Source organism: Aquimarina aggregata (assembly GCF_001632745.1).
Taxonomy (GTDB): Bacteria; Bacteroidota; Bacteroidia; order Flavobacteriales; family Flavobacteriaceae; genus Aquimarina; species Aquimarina aggregata.
This window is the reverse complement of the sequence record NZ_LQRT01000002.1, coordinates 951,334-971,120: the sequence shown is the minus strand read 5'-3', so window position 1 is coordinate 971,120 and position 19,787 is coordinate 951,334. Positions and strand designations below refer to the sequence as shown.

15 protein-coding genes are annotated in these 19,787 nt (G+C 32.3%); 7 read left to right on the top strand and 8 right to left on the bottom strand.

The features are described from left to right. Positions 1–52 precede the first annotated feature (52 nt). A complete protein-coding gene (locus AWE51_RS05995) occupies positions 53–340 on the bottom strand; it encodes a hypothetical protein (protein WP_066310854.1) in 288 nt (95 codons plus the stop codon). A 342-nt stretch (positions 341–682) separates the two neighbouring features. Between AWE51_RS05995 and AWE51_RS05990 the strand changes: the two genes are divergently transcribed. Next, positions 683–3,016, top strand: a complete 2,334-nt coding sequence (locus AWE51_RS05990) for an ATP-dependent helicase (RefSeq protein WP_066310851.1) — start codon at positions 683–685, stop codon at positions 3,014–3,016. Positions 3,017–3,126: 110 nt separating this feature from the next. Continuing rightward, the gene (locus tag AWE51_RS05985; RefSeq protein ID WP_066310849.1) at positions 3,127–3,747 is read left to right on the top strand and encodes an L-threonylcarbamoyladenylate synthase; all 621 of its coding nucleotides are present in this window, start codon (positions 3,127–3,129) and stop codon (positions 3,745–3,747) included. Between the two features lie 35 nt (positions 3,748–3,782). On the opposite strand, the gene AWE51_RS05980 is transcribed toward AWE51_RS05985, so the two are convergent. Next, entirely contained in the window at positions 3,783–4,655 is an 873-nt protein-coding gene (locus tag AWE51_RS05980; protein ID WP_066310846.1) for a helix-turn-helix domain-containing protein, read from the bottom strand. A 231-nt stretch (positions 4,656–4,886) separates the two neighbouring features. Here AWE51_RS05980 and AWE51_RS05975 point away from each other — a divergent pair, with 231 nt between their 5' ends. Next, complete coding sequence (locus AWE51_RS05975; protein ID WP_066310843.1) at positions 4,887–5,474, top strand: PPC domain-containing protein; 588 nt, start codon at positions 4,887–4,889, stop codon at positions 5,472–5,474. A gap of 370 nt (positions 5,475–5,844) precedes the next feature. Here the strand turns inward: AWE51_RS05975 and AWE51_RS05970 are convergent, their stop codons facing one another. From AWE51_RS05970 to AWE51_RS05960, 3 genes are all read right to left on the bottom strand, one after another. After that, positions 5,845–6,720 (bottom strand): OmpA/MotB family protein, encoded by an 876-nt coding sequence (locus AWE51_RS05970; RefSeq protein WP_066310841.1) that lies wholly within the window; start codon positions 6,718–6,720, stop codon positions 5,845–5,847. A 98-nt stretch (positions 6,721–6,818) separates the two neighbouring features. Beyond that, the gene (locus tag AWE51_RS05965) at positions 6,819–7,811 is read right to left on the bottom strand and encodes a glycosyltransferase family 2 protein (protein ID WP_066310840.1); all 993 of its coding nucleotides are present in this window, start codon (positions 7,809–7,811) and stop codon (positions 6,819–6,821) included. Positions 7,812–7,994: 183 nt separating this feature from the next. Next, positions 7,995–8,540, bottom strand: a complete 546-nt coding sequence (locus AWE51_RS05960; protein ID WP_082832325.1) for a type I restriction enzyme HsdR N-terminal domain-containing protein — start codon at positions 8,538–8,540, stop codon at positions 7,995–7,997. On the opposite strand from AWE51_RS05960, the gene holA reads away from it, so the two are divergent. Together holA and AWE51_RS05950 are read left to right on the top strand one after the other, a co-directional pair. Further along, a complete protein-coding gene (gene holA, locus AWE51_RS05955; RefSeq protein ID WP_066310837.1) occupies positions 8,485–9,489 on the top strand; it encodes a DNA polymerase III subunit delta in 1,005 nt (334 codons plus the stop codon). The two genes, AWE51_RS05960 and holA, sit on opposite strands and share 56 nt — an antisense overlap. 96 nt (positions 9,490–9,585) lie before the next feature. After that, positions 9,586–10,929, top strand: coding sequence for an MFS transporter (locus tag AWE51_RS05950; protein WP_066310834.1), 1,344 nt, complete (start codon positions 9,586–9,588; stop codon positions 10,927–10,929). An 8-nt stretch (positions 10,930–10,937) separates the two neighbouring features. Here the strand turns inward: AWE51_RS05950 and AWE51_RS05945 are convergent, their stop codons facing one another. The 3 genes from AWE51_RS05945 to AWE51_RS05935 all read right to left on the bottom strand — a co-directional run bounded on the left by AWE51_RS05945 (position 10,938) and on the right by AWE51_RS05935 (position 14,803). Further along, positions 10,938–12,245, bottom strand: a complete 1,308-nt coding sequence (locus AWE51_RS05945) for a Kelch repeat-containing protein (protein ID WP_066310831.1) — start codon at positions 12,243–12,245, stop codon at positions 10,938–10,940. Positions 12,246–12,332: 87 nt separating this feature from the next. Next, entirely contained in the window at positions 12,333–13,898 is a 1,566-nt protein-coding gene (locus tag AWE51_RS05940) for a T9SS type A sorting domain-containing protein (protein WP_066310828.1), read from the bottom strand. A gap of 176 nt (positions 13,899–14,074) precedes the next feature. Next, positions 14,075–14,803, bottom strand: a complete 729-nt coding sequence (locus AWE51_RS05935; RefSeq protein WP_066310826.1) for an SDR family oxidoreductase — start codon at positions 14,801–14,803, stop codon at positions 14,075–14,077. Positions 14,804–15,192: 389 nt separating this feature from the next. Between AWE51_RS05935 and AWE51_RS05930 the strand changes: the two genes are divergently transcribed. Continuing rightward, on the top strand, positions 15,193–18,285 hold the full coding sequence (locus AWE51_RS05930) for a SusC/RagA family TonB-linked outer membrane protein (RefSeq protein ID WP_066310824.1): 3,093 nt from the start codon (positions 15,193–15,195) through the stop codon (positions 18,283–18,285). Positions 18,286–18,291: 6 nt separating this feature from the next. Then, positions 18,292–19,782, top strand: a complete 1,491-nt coding sequence (locus AWE51_RS05925) for a RagB/SusD family nutrient uptake outer membrane protein (RefSeq protein ID WP_066310822.1) — start codon at positions 18,292–18,294, stop codon at positions 19,780–19,782. Positions 19,783–19,787 lie beyond the last annotated feature (5 nt).

Here is a 19,787-nt window from a genome sequence, read left to right as displayed (position 1 = left end):
CTCGATGATTATCTATATCTAAGATTTAGAAATATCATGGTTATATTAAAACTTATGAGATGCTTATAATTCTTTCTAGAGGTATGATAGTAGATTGCTTTAAAATAACTTCTCGGTCAGTTATTCCCCAAATTGTAGTTTCTACTTTTTTAAATCCAGTATCGTCTACAAAGACTATTTTAACTTTTTGACGCTCAAGGTTGCCTAAAGATAAAGCTCTTTGTAACTCTAAAAATCGGTCAATTTGATCTTTTCTTTTATCCAGGACATCTTTTTTGGGAAACTTCAAAAATTTAATTTGCTCTTTTTCTATAAACTGTACATTCACATTTGGGGCCATAGTGTGTTAGATTAAGGTTGGGATTTAGTTGAGTAAAAATGGGTAAATTTTAAAAATTTCTTAAATATAACACATTTTAACTTAAAACAATGTATTTTGTCTATTAAATTTACTAACAATTGATTTTTATGTAGGAAAAATCTTTGTTAACAATTAAGTTTGCACTATCGTTTTTGTGTTTAAATTAACTTTTAAGAGTTCGAGTTTAGTACTGTTTACGATGGTATTGTAATCACGGTAAAATTATAAAAGTTATTGACGATGATTTGTTTACAAAAAGAGCCAAGAGTGTTTTTATAACCGTTATTCTTTCCTTAAATTTCCATCTTTAAAATTGTTACGTTGGAAGAATATTTAGCAGAGTTGAATGATGCACAAAGAGCCCCTGTACTTCAGAAAGATGGGCCTATGATTGTTATTGCCGGTGCAGGGTCAGGAAAAACGCGTGTATTAACTTATCGAATTGCTTATTTGATGCATCAGGGAGTAGATTCATTTAATATTTTATCGTTGACTTTTACCAATAAGGCAGCGCGTGAAATGAAAAAACGTATTTCTACTATAGTAGGAGCTAGTGAAGCCAAAAATCTATGGATGGGAACATTTCATTCGATATTTGCTAAAATTTTAAGGTTTGAAGCAGATAAATTAGGATACCCTTCTAATTTTACCATCTATGATACTCAAGATTCTCAACGTTTAGTTGCCTCTGTAATTAAAGAGATGGGGCTTGACAAAGATATTTATAAATACAAACAGGTTTATTCAAGGATTTCATCGTATAAAAACAGTTTGATTACCGTAAAAGCTTATTTTCAAAATGGCGAATTGGTAGAAGCAGATGCAATGGCAAAGCGCCCTAGAATGGGTGAAATTTATCAGCATTATGTAGATCGTTGTTTTAAAGCCGGAGCTATGGATTTTGATGATTTATTGCTTAAAACTAATGAATTATTAAACAGGTTTCCTGAAGTATTATCTAAATATCAAAATCGATTTAGATATATATTAGTAGATGAGTACCAAGATACAAATCACTCTCAATATCTTATTGTTAGAGCTTTGTCAGATAAATTTCAGAATATCTGTGTAGTAGGTGATGATGCACAGAGTATTTATGCTTTTAGAGGTGCTAACATCAACAATATCCTTAATTTTCAAAGGGATTATGATAATGTACAGCAATACCGTTTAGAGCAAAATTATAGATCTACAAAAAATATCGTAGAGGCTGCAAACTCAATTATTGATAAGAATAAAACCAAATTAGATAAAGTAGTATGGACCGCAAACGATCCTGGCCCTAAAATTATAGTAAATAGGTTATTAACCGATGCCGATGAGGGTAGATATGTCGCAAGTTCTATATTTGAAAATCAAATGAACCATCAATTAGATAATGGTAATTTTGCAATACTGTATCGAACAAATGCGCAATCACGATCTATAGAGGATGCATTACGTAAAAGAGATATAAAATATAGGATTTATGGTGGACTCTCGTTTTATCAACGTAAAGAAATAAAAGATGTTCTTGGCTATTTGCGATTGATAATTAATCCTAAAGATGAGGAAGCATTAAAAAGAGTAATTAATTATCCCGCTAGAGGTATTGGTGGTACCACGGTAGATAAACTTATTGTGGCTGCTAATCATTATGATCGGTCAATATTTGAGGTAATTGAAAATTTAGATCGTATTAATCTTAAAATTAATAGTGGTACTAAGACCAGACTAGAAAATTTTATGAATATGATCAAGAGTTTTCAAGTCACTAATCAAACTTCAGATGCTTTTGTTTTGTCTGAAATAGTTGCAAAGAAAACAGGATTATTACAAGAGTTAAAGAAAGATGGTACTCCAGAAGGTATTGCTAGAATTGAAAATATTGAAGAATTATTAAACGGTATTCGTGATTTTGTAGAAGGACAGAAAGAAGTAGTAGATTCAAAAGGATCATTAGCAGAGTTTCTTGAGGATGTAGCACTAGCAACAGATTTGGATCAAGATACTGGTGATGATGATAGGGTTGCACTAATGACTATTCATTTAGCAAAAGGACTAGAGTTTCCATATGTGTACATTGTAGGTATGGAAGAAGACCTTTTCCCTTCGGGAATGAGTATGAATACAAGAAGTGAGTTAGAAGAAGAAAGACGTTTGTTTTATGTGGCATTGACCAGGGCTGAAAAACAAGCTTACTTGACATATACACAATCTCGATATCGATGGGGAAAACTCGTTGATGCAGAACCAAGTAGGTTTATAGAAGAAATCGATGATAAATTTCTTGAATACCTAACACCTGTAGAAGGCTACAGATATAAGCCTTTAATAGATGCTGATATATTTGGAGAAGTAGATAAAAGTAAATTGCGACTCAAAAAACCGGTGTCTGGTGCGCCACCATTAGCACATAAACCAAACGAAGAACAGCTACGAAAGTTGAGAAAATTGCGTCCCGTTTCTAACGGTTCAACAAATACAGATAATAACACTAATTTATTTGATCAAGAATTAATTCCTGGTAGTGTTGTAGAGCATATGCGTTTCGGAATTGGAAAAATTATTAAAATTGAAGGAGTAGGGCAAGACAAAAAAGCAGAGATTAATTTTGAAAAAGGAGGGATTAAAAAATTGTTGCTTCGTTTTGCAAAATTAAAAGTAATAGGTTAGCTCCTGATGTATAAGTAATAGTATACTTCTTTGTATTATTAGTAAGAGGAACCTTTAATTTTGAGAGATATACACAAGAAGAATTATCTTTGAATAGCATTAACTTCGTTATGGCAGAGTTTATAAAAATATATAATGAAAATCCAAATCCTCGAGAAATACAACGAGTAGTGGATTGTTTGCGAGATGGGGGATTGATTATTTACCCTACAGATACGGTTTATGGTTTAGGTTGTGATATTACAAATACACGAGCATTAGAAAAAATTGCTAAAATCAAAGGGATTAAGTTAGCGAAGGCAAACTTTTCATTTATCTGTAAAGATCTTAGTAATTTATCTGATTATGTAAAACAAATCGACAATGCTACTTTTAAGTTATTAAAGAGAACACTTCCTGGTCCTTATACATTTATATTACCAGGTAATAATAATTTGCCAACCGTTTTTAAAAAAAAGAAAACAGTTGGTATCAGAGTACCAGAAAATAATGTATGTCTAGCTATTGTTGAAGGTTTGGGTAATCCAATTGTTTCTACTTCAATTTATGATGAGGATGAAGTTATAGAATATACTACCGATCCAGAGTTAATTCTCGAAAAATGGGATAAACTAGTTGATATTGTAATAGATGGTGGTTTTGGAGATAATATACCTTCTACTATTATAGATTTAACTAGCCATGAACCTGTTCTCGTTAGAGAAGGAAAAGGGAGTATAGACATTATCTAGGTTTTAATTTGTTGTGTTATAATGGGTAATTGTGATTAAGAAATCACATAATTTAATTCTGTCCTATACATACTGGGGGTTTTTCCTGTAAATTGTTTAAATAATTTACTAAAATGAGAGAAATTACTAAAGCCACTTTCATAACAAATATCTGTAATACTGGTTTGTTTTTCATGTAATAACTTTGCCGCATGTACCAATCTGTATTCATTTACAAATTGAGTAAATGTTTTTCCTGTAATTTTTTTGAAATACCTACAAAACCCTGGAACGCTCATACTTACTTTATCCGCGATTTCATCTAGAGATATTGGTCTGCTAAATTCCTGTTGTACAAAATTAAATATCAGGTTAATCCTATTATTATCTTGTAATGAAGTTTCTACGATAAAACCTTCTGCATTAAGTATGGTATAATCATTAGTTTTTTGCATTTCTCTTAGTACTTCTAAAAAACCAAGTAGTTTTTCAAAAGGCTCTAGATCTTTAAGCGCTTCGATTTGTGCTCCAATCCTTCTTTTAGTATCACCATGATATACAATACCTTTTTTTGCTTGCTCAAGAAGTTGACCAATGGCATTCATCTCGGGGACATCAAAAAATGTAGAACCAAGAAAATCGGGTAGCATTTGAATTATAGTTTCACTACTGTTCCCTGTAGTATGATCTGTAAATCCGCAATGGGGTAGGTTAGAGCCTATAAGCATTAATGCACCCTTTCTATAATAAGACATATGACTCCCTATTTGTCTTTTCCCTGTACCTCCGTTTACATATACAATTTCAATTTCAGGATGATAATGCCATATGGGATTTTTATTTTTGTTTTCTTTTGAAAATCTCTCGTAATAAAGTGAGCTCCCAAATTCTGGAACTATTTTTTCTAATGATGGTTTTACAATTTTCATAAATGATGTCTTGTTTTCAGGATACTCTAATCGACTACTAATATTGCATTTCTAACGTTAAATTAATGTAAATTTAAATTAAAAAATATGTTAATTTGATATTAAAATGTGTTTCTAAGTGTTTTTGGGTTAAAATAGCATAGATATGTGCAAATATTGTTGTGTTTCTACAGATATATCTGGATTACATTTGTACCGACAAAAGATATTAACAACTAAAACTAGAACGTTATGAAAAGAGTAATTAACCTAAGCTTACTAATATGTGTTATCTTATTTAGTACAGCTGTAAAAGCAGCAGATTTTTTATCTGTTAGAATAGAGAACTCTTCTACAATTAATGTTTCACTATCTAACATTAGCAAAGGACAAAAATTGTATCTTAAGGATTACACAGGAACTATTCTGTTTAATGCCACTTTGAAAGCAATGCCATCATATAGAAAGTATTTCAATTTTAATTCTGTAGCAGATGGTATTTATTTTGTAGAAACAGAAACAGAATTTGATGTTAAAGTAACTCCAGTATTAAAGAACTCTAAAGGAATAGCATTAATCGAAGATTCTTCGATAACTATTTTTAAGCCTAAAGTTCTTGTACAAAATTCTTTGGTAAAAGTTATGCTTACTAGATCTAAGAAGTCACCTCTAAGTATTTCGATTTCAGATGAGAATGGAGAAACCTTATTAACAGAAAAAGTTGAAGAAGAAAACTTAATTTTTGAAAGACTGTATAAGTTTTCTGAAGTACCTTCGGGAAGATATATAATCTCTTTTGATCTAGGCGATAGAAGCTTTACAAAAGAGGTTAATATATAATTATTACCACAACCACAAAGAAAAAGGCGATACGTGAGTATTGCCTTTTTTTTGTGTCAAATCCTATAGTATGATATATAAATTAAAGTTAGTGATCAGCTTGTATCGTAATGATCTTATGTCTTAATGAGAAATACTGTTTATAACTCATTACATAGTTTGTAAGTATATGAATTGGCATAACTATGATATCAACTTTACTTAAGTCAAACTCTTTGGATAATACTATTAATAAAGTTTCTTTGGAGAAGTACAGAGCCTATTAATTTAGGATGTATATTAATGGCTTAAGGATCTTTTATATTATATGGGCATAAAAAAAAGCCATCATTTCTGATGGCCTTTTTATATAGAGAATCTCTATGTTTTTCTAGTTTCCTCCTTGTCCTTGAGATGCTTTTTTCATACCATCTTCAATCATGTTATAAAATTGGTCAAGTTTAGGTAGTACAACAATTCTTGTACGTCTGTTCTTTGCTCTATTTGCTTCAGAACCATTGTCTGCAACTGGTACATAGTAACTACGTCCCGCAGCAGTCATACGCTTAGGATCTACTTTAAAGTCTTTTTGTAAAACTCTAACAACTGCTGTTGCACGTTTTACACTTAGATCCCAGTTGTCAAGAATAGCCTTATTACTCTTATATGGTTTACTATCAGTATGACCTTCTACCAAGAATTCGATATCTGGTTTGTCATTAACAACTTTAGCCACTTTACCTAACACTTCACGTGCTCTGGTAGATACATTATAGCTTCCACTTTTAAATAGAAGTTTATCAGAAATAGATACATAAACTACACCTTTTTCTACATTAACCTCTATATCTTCATCAGCCAAGTTTCCTAATGCACCTTTTAGACTTGTAACCAATGCTAAGGTTACAGAATCTTTTTTGGTAAGTGCATCTTGCATTGTCTTGATCTGAAGATCTTTTTCTTTAATACTTTCAAGAGACTTCTCTAAGTTTTCTGCTTCTTTAGTTGAAAGTGTTGCTAAATTACCAACATTGTTTAACAAAGCAGAATTCTGATTTTTAAGATTAGATACTTGGTCTTGTAAAACTTTTAATTGTGACGATGAGCTTGCTTTTTCTTCAAGGCAGCTGTTTAACTTAACTGTAGCTGTATTTAGTAGGTCTTCTGTTTTCTTGTTTCTGGCTTCTAGTTCAGAAAATTTCTTCTGTGAAACACATGAAGATAATAATACTGCCATAGAGGCTCCAATAATCATTGCTTTTTTCATTAGAAAATTTGTTTTTAGTCTTGTAATGGTTATATAACTCAAAATTATTAAAAATGTGACGTAATACTAATCCGTTAACATTAATTTATTATATAACCCTATAATTGTTTAAAATGTTTATGTTTCAAAATAAAATACTGCCATACAACGGAAAAAATGGTATAATATTTCCCCGACTTTGAAAGTTTTTTTCGTTTTTTTATAAAGTAAATAAAATTAGCGTAAAAGCTTAAATGTGCCTTTAGAATTGAAAATAAGTGAGATAATTTCCCCGAAAGTAAAAATTTAACCCCAGCCAACCCATCAAGAATTAATCTGCTAAACAATATAAACCAAATTATATTTCCTGGTACATTTTTGATGAGTAGATATAAATTATTTCTAAAATTTAGAAAAGTTTTTTGCGGATTCATTGTATCTAAAGTTGCACCGCCTAAATGATAGATTGTCGAAGTGCCAACATAGACTATTTTATATCCATAGTTATGGATCCGCCAACATAGGTCTATTTCTTCTTGATGTGCAAAAAAGTCTTCATCGAGTTTGCCTACTTCTTCAAAAACTTCTTTTCTTATAAATAAACAAGCTCCGCTAGCCCAGAAAATTGAAGTAGTATCATCAAACTGCCCATTGTCCTCTTCAAGAGTATCAAAAATTCGACCTCTACAATACGGATATCCAAATTTATCTATAAAACCGCCTCCTGCACCTGCATATTCGAAATGTGTTTTCTTTTTATAATCTAAGATTTTTGGTTGGATTGCTGCTATTTTATCAGAATCTTTAAAAGTATGTATTATAGGTATTAGCCAATTTTTAGTAACTTCTACATCACTATTAAGTAAACAGTAAATATCAGCATCAATTTTTGCAAGTGCTTCATTATACCCTTTAGCATAACCACCATTAGTATCATTTTTGACGATATTTACATCTGGAAATGTCTTTTCAAGAAAATGAATAGAGTCGTCTGTAGAGGCATTATCTGCTACATAAATAGTTGCTTCGTTTGAATATTTTATAATAGAAGGTAAAAACTGTTCTAATAAAGACCTTCCATTCCAATTAAGTATGACTACTGCTATTTTCACGGCTGCAAAGTAATGAGTTTAATTGGAAATTTAAGTTGAACTTTAAAAATAATTTGTAATCTATTTTTGACCTCGACTTTTGGGAAATAACAAAATCAAAAGGATAATTTTAATCTTAGATTAATGATTATTTAAATTTTAGCTTTGTTTCGATAAGAAAAAGATCAAAATTAAGACCTATTCTTATTTATAGCCTGGGATATCTTTTAAAAAGGAGTATTGTTTTTCTTTATAATTCATTTGACAATAATAATGATCCATTCCATTAGTGATCATTAAATATTCTGCATTCAAAGCTAAATTGTAACGAGCAATTTGATCAAATACTTCTTGAGTGATCTTTACTTTATGGGATTTACATTCTACAATAAGATGTATATCACCGTTTGGTTTATAGATAATAATATCATAACGTTTATTTAAATCGTTTACTTTAACAAGTTTTTCTACATTGATCAGGCTTTCTGGATATTTTTTTTCTTCAATTAGATATTGAACTGTATGTTGTCTTACCCATTCTTCTGGTGTAAGAATGATAAATTTTTTACGAATTCGGTCAAAAATAGAAACTTTATTTTCGCTACTTTTGAACCTGAACTTATATGCTGGAAAGTTTAACTCTTGCATTTTAACTCTTAATAAAGGTTCGAGCAAATTTGACGATTTTTTTTGAATGGACGAAGTAAAACAAATTGTAAGTAATATAAAGAAAGGGGATATTAAGCCCATATACTTTTTAATGGGCGAAGAACCTTATTATATTGATCGTATTGCAGAGTTTATTGATAAAAATGTTCTTGCAGAAGAAGAAAAAGGGTTCAATCAAATGGTGTTGTATGGTCGTGATGTAACTATAGATGATATTGTAGCCAATGCTAAACGTTTTCCAATGATGGCAGAAAGACAAGTTGTTATTGTTAAAGAAGCACAAGATTTATCCAGAACTATAGAAAAATTAGGAGACTATGCTGAGAACCCACAACCGTCTACTGTTCTTGTGATGTGTTATAAGTATAAGAAAATAGATAAGCGAAAAAAACTTTATAAAACGGTTGCTAAAACCGGAATTATATATGAAAGTAAAAAACTATATGAAAATCAAGTCTCTGATTGGATAAGACGTGTTTTAGCGGGAGCAAAATATAATATAGAACCAAAGGCTGCTCAAATGTTAGTTGAGTTTCTAGGTACCGATTTAAGTAAAATTAATAATGAACTAGAAAAATTGAAGCTTATTATTCCTGCTGGATCTCAAATAACAGCAACTCAAATAGAAGAAAATATAGGTATTAGTAAAGATTTCAATAATTTTGAACTTAGAAAAGCAATCGGCTCCCGTAATGAGATAAAAGCGTATAGAATTATTAAGTATTTCTCTCAAAACCCTAAGGATAACCCCTTGGTTGTTACAATCTCGTTATTATACAGTTTTTTTTCGCAAGTTTTACAGTACCATGGATTATCGGATAAATCGCAACGTAGTGTAGCTAGTGCATTAAAAATAAACCCATATTTTGTAAAAGACTATTCTGAAGCTGCACAAAATTATCCTATGAAAAAAGTAAGTCAAATAGTCGGTTTACTTAGAGATGCCGATGTTAAAAGCAAAGGAGTTGGTGCATCAAACTTACCTCAAGGTGATATTCTAAAAGAACTTCTCGTCAAGATCATGAGATAATTTTTTCTCAGTTATATAGACTCATACCTTAGAATGTTTTTTTTAATTAGTAATTGTTTAACAAGCTTTTAGGGTGATGCATCTTATTTTTAGATTATGAAAGGATTTAGTTTTCTTAATCAAGCAATTTTTCCAATTCTATTAGTCAATTTTATAGGGATTTTGGGGTATAGTATCGTTATTCCTATTTTAATATTTATCGTTACAAATTTAGGCGGTAATGGTTTTGTTTATGGTGTTTTAGGAGCGATGTATCCTTTTTTTCAATTAATAGGCGCTCCTATTTTGGGGAAACTATCAGATAAAATAGGAAGAAAAAAAGTATTGATCATCAGTCAAGTAGGTACTTTTGTTGCCTGGCTATTGTTTTTATTGGCCTTTATCATTCCCGAAACCATAATTTGGAATACAGATTCTAAATATACGGGAAGTTACATAATGACATTGCCCTTGCTCTTGTTGTTTGTTGCTAGAATTTTTGATGGGTTTACCGGGGGAAATGTTTCGGTCGCTAATGCATACTTATCCGATATTTCTACGGATAAAGATAGAGATAAAAATTTTGGAATAATGGGGGCTTCTACGAGCCTTGGTTTTGTACTAGGACCTGCAATAGCGGGTGTATTAGCTTCTACTTTTTTAGAAGAAAAATTGCCAATTATTCTAGCTGCTTTGATTTCTTTGATTGCAATTTTTGTAATCATATTAAAATTACCCGAAAGTAATCCGTGTGTAGTAGATACAGGTAGATTAAAATTTACTTCTTTTCGACGTTTTTTTCAAGTTGAACATAAAGATTGCTATAACGATAGGGATAGTAGTGATGATGGTACTTCGAATTCGTTGTTTAAAATTCTGAAACTAGATTCGTTACCTTTACTATATAGTGTGTATTTCTTTACATTTTTAGCTTTTAGTCTTTTTTATGCGGGACTACCAATATATGCACTTACAATACTTAAGTGGTCTGCAGTAGAACTGGGCATTTTTTTAGCATATTCTAGTTTGGTAATGATTTTGGTGCAAGGTCCTTTACTATCTTATTTATCTGGAAAAATATCTAATATCGCATGTGTAGCGATTGGTTCGATATTACTATCAATAAGTTTTTATTTCCTTTCTTTTTCTGATCTTGTTATAATGTATTGTGCAAATACTTTATTGTCTATTGGAAATGGTTTAATGTGGCCAAATTTTTTGTCTTTATTATCAAAAACAGGAACCCCCCAAATGCAAGGAACTATTCAAGGTTACGGGAATAGCATGGGTAGTTTTGCAAGTATTTTTGGATTAATTTTAGGTGGAGTGCTCTTTGATAAGATACAAACTTTAATTTTTGTAATAGGAGCAGGGATTTTTTTATTCATATTTTTAATGGTAGTCATTAATCATTATAGAAATAAAGAAGCTATTATAGGTCTTCAATCAAAAATGAACTAAACTTTTACTTATAAGATGGCTAATTTTATGATTAATTTCTTTTGATTGTCATATGTAATAACCAGATTTGCTTGCTTGTTATTTTGTAAAGTACTAGCAGTGATGGTAATATCTTGTTTGGTGCTAGACTTGATTAGGTGATGAGAAATAGATTTTTGTATTTTAAAACTCGAAGCATCAACCCCTATAATTTCAATCTTACTTATGAAATTACCTGCATTGCCACCAGATGAAATAATAGGAATATTTTTGGTTTGGTTGGGTTCGAAATCAATTTTATTACTAGCTGTAAGTATACTTGCTTCTATAGCAACTCCAACAGGCTTATCATTATTATATACCTCCATATTATGCATTCTTCCGCCAGCTTGTACCGGAGATCCACCAGCAATAAATATCCCCGGCCCAGAGACTATAGCTTGTGTACCATGTCTACCAAAATTTAAATCTGTTTTTGTAGTCCATTTGTTTGTTGAAGGATTGTATGCTTCTACTTTTTTAAATGCAGGACCCGATTGTTCACCTTCACCACCGATTACGAACAGTTCATTATTAAAATTAACACAGCTAGCTCCAGCTCTTGGAGTTGGTAAATTTTGACCGTTCTCTAATGTAGACCACCTTTTCGTTTTTAAATCATAAATATCAACTTGTGGAATCAGGGGAGCAAATGTACCTCCAGGACCTCCGGATTTTCGACCACTTGCAGCATAAATTTTATCATTGATAACTACCGCGCTAAAGTGATCTCTTGATCTAGGAGCATCATTAAGTTGTTTCCATGTATTATTTAATGGATCATATTGATCAAACCAAGAAACAAAACCTCCGTTATGACCTTTTGAATTTCCTGCAACTAAATAAAATTTATCATTGTGCATAACAAGTCCGGCACCACCTCTTTTTCTATTCTTTGGAATTTCGGGACCTTTCAACCATGCATTTAGTGCAGGGTTATATATATAAACATGATCAGCCGGAACTTCATTAGGGAAATTATTGCTTTTAAAAGCACCTACAATCCATATCAATCCATCATATTCTATAGCCTGAAAATGATTAAACTCGATTGGAGCAGAAGCACCTTGAGTCCATTTGTTTTCTTTATAATTATATACATCAAGTCTTTTGGCTTGTTCTCGACCTCCAAATAGTATAAATGTATTGCCAGATTGTACAAAAGAACATTCATGCCTTGCAACATAATCTTGATTTTCATTTTTATCTATCCAGACATCTTGAGCAATTATCACATTAATACATCCTATGAAGTAAATAGAAAAAAAGCAGATAATATATTTGTTTAAATTGTACATAGTGTGTTTAAATAATAGGTCTGTATTTAATTAAATAGAGAAAACAGGAAAATTTATAAACTATCCCGTTTTCTCTTTAAGATTAAGCTATTCAACAAATATTTTTTTCATGATATTGTTTCCATCAAAACTTATATTCACTAAATAAAGTCCAGAGCTCATAGTGTTTCTTATTTTATCTAGAGAAACCATCATATTCCCTTTAGTTACTGTTCCTAATTTCTTACTTAAAATTAGTTTTCCAAAAACATCTATGATTTCTACAGATGCAGAACTTAGGTTTTTAGATGAACTAATTTGTAAATTGTAATTGCCTGTTGTTAGTGGGTTAGGGGATAAAACAGTTTCATTTTTAAAATTTAATTCTTTTAGAGATACATTTTCTTTTGCTCTATTGGAAGTAAGTCCATCGATAACAAATTTTTCCCATGAGCCGATAGCAGTTCGATTGCAAGTAATTCCATTATTACTACCATTCTCATGGCTAACATATCTACCATTACTTCCTTTAATCGCATATACATTACCTCCTTGAGGCACTAGAGTGAATTTTTCCCAACCTTGGGCTACATTACGATTACAATTCATAGCTTTATTACCATTTTCATGACTTACAAATTTACCATTACTACCTTTAAAGCTTACCATTCCATTTCCTTCTGATCTTACAGTGAACCTTTCTTGTGTTCCAGCACTATTTCTATTTGCACGCATAGATCTACTACCATTTTCAGAACTGATGTATTTATTGATACTTTGGGCTTTTATGGTTACGGTACCTCCGGTACCACCATTTCCACCGTCACCTCCGCCTGGCGCACTTCTCATTAAATTATTAAGTTTGGTTGTATTACCGTTTTGATCGCCAGTAAAAAGATAATATGCGATACCTGCATCAGAAGCATCTCCTGGGGTTCTAACGGCTACTACACGAGAATAAGTCCATTCATAAGCTCTGTCATATTGGCCATTAAGATTATTAAGAAAATTCCAGGCAGCATCACTTCCAGGGGAGAACTTATTTTCATTTTGATCAGATATTTGAACCCATTTTACACCTAGAGGTTCAATATGCCTCCTTTGATGAGATCCAGGGTGGCATTCTGTCCAATTTAAACCATCATCACAATCTCCATGAAAGTTATTCCATAGTGAATGAGAAATAACGGTTACAAATTTTCTTTTGTTGGGATTTGCAGCAAGGATCCCTTGATACGGAATTTCCATTGGTCCTGCAGCAATTAGAAATAAAGGATTATTTGCTGAAGATGCATTAACCGCATTTTTTAAACTATTTATGGCTTTATTTTTATTTCTAAAACCATTATGAAACTTTGATTTATCAAAACCGAAACGGTCTGCTGCCCCTAATGCACTTTCTGTAATTTGATTTTCAAAAAAACTGTCGTTATTCCAAACGTGATTTGCATAGTCATAATGAACTACTTTATTCTGTAATCCTCGATTGGCAATAATAGCTAGTGTTACTGCCGTTGCTCCCCAATCGTCACTATCATGTTGATTTCCGTCAGAACTTATAGCAATTCTACCTTTACCTTGCCATAGTTGAGCGTTTATTGTGTGTGTAAAACCAAGACATAAAATAAAGGCAAGTAAGGAGAGCTTACCTGCCATGTTGTTAAAATTTTTCATTGTTAATTAGGTTTTAAGAGTTAGATCATTAATATATTGAATTGTTTATGTTTAGAACGAAATTCATATTCTTAATCCTATATCATATTTCCAAAACCTTATGTCAAATGGTTTTACTGTTAATTCTTTAAATTACCTCTGTATTTTGCACGTTTCTTTTTAGATATTAATTTTAACTATGTTTTTGGGTTTGTTGCAAAAACAGTAGCTTCTGTAATAAAACCTCTATCATCCATTTCTAATAAACTACTAATTGTGTGAGCAATTTCTTCACCACGTAGTTTTGTTTGCTGTTCGGCTTCGGTGTATTTTTTTTCGGATAAGTTAACATCTACACGATTATTAGCAAACCCAGTCATTACTTCACTTGGGTTTACTTGCATGACTCTTATATTATGAGGTCTTAGTTCATTTCTCCAACTTTCGGTCATACCTCGTAAAGCAAATTTAGTAGCTACGTATGGTGAAGCATTTGGTGAACCTTTTAATGAAGATGTAGAGCCTATATTTATAATATTGCCATATGCTTGAGAAACAAAAAGTTTAGCAGATTCTTTCGCACATAAAGTTGCTCCTAAAATATTGGTTTTAAATTGGTCGGTAAACTTATTGGGATCAATATCTACTAGTTTTGAAATATATCCATATCCAGCATTATTGATAAGTACATTAAGTCCGGTCATCTTGTCTTTTGCCTCTTTAACCATTGTTTTTACTTGATTCTCATCGGTAACATCAGCTTTTATATATGCTACTCCTAATTCATTTGCTGTAGTTTTAAGAGTTAATTCATTACGTCCAGAAATGACTACTTGAGCGCCTTTTTCTTTTAGTAATTTTGCAGTGGCTTTTCCTATACCAGAGTTACCTCCTGTGATTAATACTTTTGCGTCTGTTAAATTCATTTTTATGTCTTTTGATTTTGGTTAGTGCTAATACTAAGATTTATATTCAAAACAAATATAAATCTCGAATTCTAAATTTTTTGTTAAGCTCTTTTGATAAACTTAAATGTGGGCTTTTGTGAATTACTTATGGTTTAACAGGATAAATTAGTTTGTACGAAACACATGTAAGAGATAAAACTCATCATTTATTTTGTTTAAATACTTGTAAATAAAATAATTACATGCAAATGGACTAATATTTTTAAATCATCTTATCAAAACCATTTGTTGCAGGCTTGAAAAGATTTGTTGTAGTCTAAAAAAGATTTGTTCCGTCGATACAACTACCACGGATATACTTTTACGTTAAAATTTTACAAATAACACACACTAATCAATTAAAACTTATGAAATTAACTGTAATTAACGTAAAACATCGTCAATATCGCAAGTGGTTGCTGGTATTGTTGGTTTTACTTATTCCTGTGATATGCGTGCATGCACAGACAAACACTATTACCGGAAAGGTTTTTGATAACGGAATACCTTTGCCCGGAGTAAATGTATTCATAAAGAATTCAACAAGTGGAACTCAAACTGATTTTGATGGAAATTTTGTATTAAACAACGTCCCAATAAATTCAGTCCTTGTTTTTTCTTATATCGGATTTGAACCACAAGAAGTAACCATTGGCACTCAAACTTCACTTTCAATTACAATGAAAGAAGATTCTCAAAGTCTTGAAGAAGTAATTGTTGTTGGATATGGTGCACAAAGAAAAAGTGACCTTACTGGAGCGATTAGTTCTATCAGCGCTGATGAAATTGTAAGAGCTCCAGTGGTTTCTACAACTCAGGCACTTCAAGGAAGAGCACCTGGAGTTAGTGTAATAGCTAATTCAGGGCAGCCAGGTGCTGCACCATTAATTCGTATTCGTGGTACAGGTACTATTAACAATACGGCACCTTATGTGATTATAGATGGCGTGCCAGGTGACCTAAACAACATTAATCCATCAGATGTTAAATCTATCGAAGTACTTAAAGATGCTTCTGCTACAGCAATTTATGGTTCTAATGGGGCAAATGGTGTAATTTTAGTTACCACAAAGGCCGGAAGAGTAGGGAAACTAAAAATAAATATCAATAGTAGTATTGGTACACGTAATCAAATTAGAGAACTTGATGTTCTTAATTCTCAAGAATATGCGGGCTTAATAAACGAGGGATTAACAAACTCTGGTGAACCGGCACGTTTTACAAATGCCGAAGCTGCAGCGTTACCCACTTTTGAATGGGGGACACTAAACTTACAAACAGGTTTTTTTCAGAATCAACAAGTATCACTATCAGGGGGAACAGAAAAAGTAAACTACTTTGTATCTTATGGATATGTTAATGAAGAAGGAACTTTAAGAGACTCAAATTTTGATAGACATAACCTTAGAATTAATAATGAGTATAAGGTAAATGATAATATAAAGTTTGGTCATAGAATTACATATTCAATTACTGATCAAAATACAAGACGTTCTTTTGGTGCCTTTTTAGAAAGTCAATCGGCAATTAATGGTTGGGCTTGGGAACCATATCTTCCGTTTTTTGATCAAAATGGTGGATTTACAGCTCCCGTTAATAGAACAGCGATACATCCTTTAGCCGAAGTTCGATTTGATACAAACAATGATATAAGAAGGAATTTTGGTTTAAATGCTTATGTTAATGTTGACTTTCTAAAGGATTTTAACTTTGTGAGTACATATGCTCCAGGTTTTGGTACTCGTGAAGCTTATGATTTTGATTTACCTACAGGTACTACATTTGCAGAAAATGGAGGTGTTGTTCAAAACCAAAGACGATTACAGACAAGGTCAGATAGATTTACTGGGTATACTTGGTCCAATGTATTAACCTATGCTAAAGAAATAGGTAGGCATAATATTACTGCCTTGATAGGTCATGAACAACAGGAATCAGAATCGTTTATAAGTACAACCACTACTGTAGATATACCAGATATTATTAATGATCCTGATATTAGTAGTGGTACGACTTCTGCCGCTGGTAGTAGAACTCCTTTGGCTGTATTATCCTATTTTTCTAGAGTAAGTTACAATTTTGCCGATAGATATCTACTTACAGGTACTATGAGATGGGATGGAGCAAGCGTTTTTGGAGAAAATGAAAGATTTGGTAGGTTTCCAGCAATATCAGCTGCATGGAATGTGCATAATGAAAAATTTTTAGAGAATAGTTCGTTTATAAATCAGTTAAAGTTAAGAGGAGGGTATGGAGAAGTAGGAAATCGTAATATAGGTACTTTTGGATATCTTCCGCGTTTGCAAGCTGGTCCGACTTCTGGTTTTGATGTGGTTTTTGATGGTGCACGTTCTGGTGGAGCTGCAGCAAGACAAATTGCTAATCAATCTTTAAAATGGGAACGTGCTGTAAGTACAAATTTTGGTATTGACATATCTTTTTTAAATGATTTTTCAATAACCGTAGATTATTTTGATAAGGATACAGATGGAGCAATTCTCCCTATATTACCATTAACACAAACATCTGGACTAAGTGATACTACCAATTTTAACATTGCAGAAATAAATAATAAAGGTTGGGAGTTTTCTGTAAGTTATAAAAAACGTTTTGGAGATTTTGGGATTCGAGCTACCGGTTATATGGATATGATCGATAATGAAGTTACTTCTTTAGATAGAGATAGTGGTTTTATTGCTAGTGGTACAGCTGCGATTCTTGAAGACTTTGCAAGAACTGAAGCTGGTTTTCCAATTAGCTATTTTTATGGATTACAAACTAATGGTATTTATCAAAATGCTGCAGAAGTTGCTGCGGGACCAACAAACCCGGGAGATCAAACAAATCCAAACATAGTTAATCAACCTGGTGATATTCGATATGTTGATCAAAATGGTGATAATGTTATTGATGGTGATGATAGAGTACAAATAGGATCTCCACACCCAGATTTTACCTATAGTATTAATTTAGATTTTGATTATAAACAATTTGATTTAAGTTTATTTTTCCAAGGAGTAGAAGGGAATGATATTTTTACAGCCTTACCTTATTTCTTTGAAGCTGAATTATCATCTAACTTTACTAGAAGTGCTTTAGGAAGATGGACAGGTCCAGGCACCTCTAACACTTTACCACGGTTAACAGTAGATAATACAAAAAATGTAAGAACGTCTGATAGGTACGTATATGATGGATCTTACTTAAGACTTAAAACAGTTCAATTAGGATATAATTTCCCAAAAGAAGTTATTGATCGACTGCATGTAGACAAACTTAGAGTCTATTTTTCTGGTCAAAACTTAATAACATGGGATAATTATGATATTGGACTTGATCCAGAAATTGGGACTACTTTCTTTGAAGATGCTACAGGTCCTAATAATCGTACTTTAGGATTGGATAGAGGGGTTTACCCACAACCAAGAACGCTTCTATTCGGAATTAACTTAACATTATAAAAAATTATGAAAAAAGGAATTTATATACTCGGCATGCTACTTATACTTATAGGAGCATGTAAATCTGATGAATTCTTGGACACTACACCTTATGGTGTAGCGGTGGATACACCGGGAGCTTTTTTTAGAAACCAAGATGATGCACTTTTAGCTATTAATGCTACGTATCGAAATCTAAGACAACGTTATGCTGCCTTTGCAGGAGATTATGGATACGGTAACATCGGTACCGATGATGCATGGAAAGGGGGAGGAAATCCCGCTGATAACGAAAGTTTGGCTCAAAAAGAAAACTACACAATAACGCCCACTATCGGAGAAATTACAGATAGATGGGGACAATCTTATCAAGGAATATTAAATGCTAATAAAGTGTTAGAGAATGTTCCAGGTATTGATATGGATGAAGCTTTAAAAACAAGAATAATTGGGGAAGCTTATTTTTTAAGAGCTGTATATTATATGGATTTGGCAAAATGGTTTGGAGGCGTACCTATTTACCCAAAAAATCTGGCAACTCCTGCCGAATATCTTGATGTACCCAGAAGTACTGAAGAGGAAACATGGGCATTTGTAGAAGAGAATCTTTTAGAAGCATTGTCTAGGCTTCCTAAAAAATCAGAATATGAAGCAGCAGATATTGGTAGAGCAACACAAGGTGCAGCTTTAGGTTTTTTGGTTAGGGCTAATGCTTTACAAAATGATCTACCACAGGTTAAGCAGTATTCTGAACAATTATTTGACTTAGGTGAATATTCTTTAGCGCCAACCTATAAAGAAATTTGGCAATCTACGGGAGAGAATGGACCAGGATCTATTTTTGAAGTGCAATTTACAGAAGCAGGCCAAGGATGGGGTAGTATAACCTTAGGATCAGCATCAGGAACAGCTTTTGGACCGAGACAAGGTAACGACAATTATGCAGGATGGGGATTTGTACAAGCAAGGCAAGAATTATTGGATGAATTCGAAACAGACGATCCAAGACTAGATCATAGTTTATTTTTTGTGCCAAATCAAGAATATGGCCCCTTAGATGCTGATAATAATGCTTATTTTGGTAAGAAAGTTGCCTATGCACCTTTTACGGATTATCCAATTCCAGCAGTACCAACAGATGGATCAAATAATTGGAGGGTACTACGGTTAGCAGATATTTATTTAATGTATGCAGAATCAATATATCAATCAGACCCTAATACAGCGATGGAATATGTGAACAGAATTAGACAAAGAGCAAGAGAAGGTAATAATGCTTTGTTGCCAGATATAACAGGGTTAAGCGGGCAAGTTTTATTAGATGCTATTTATCATGAGCGTCGAGTAGAATTAAATCTCGAAGGTTTAAGGTTTCATGATTTGATAAGAACTAATAGAAAGAGCATATTAGAGCAATACGGTTTCCAGGTAGGTAAAAATGAAAAAATGCCTATACCACAGGCAGAAATTGATAATTATGGAGGAAGATTGCCTCAAAATGAAGGCTATTCAAATTAACAACA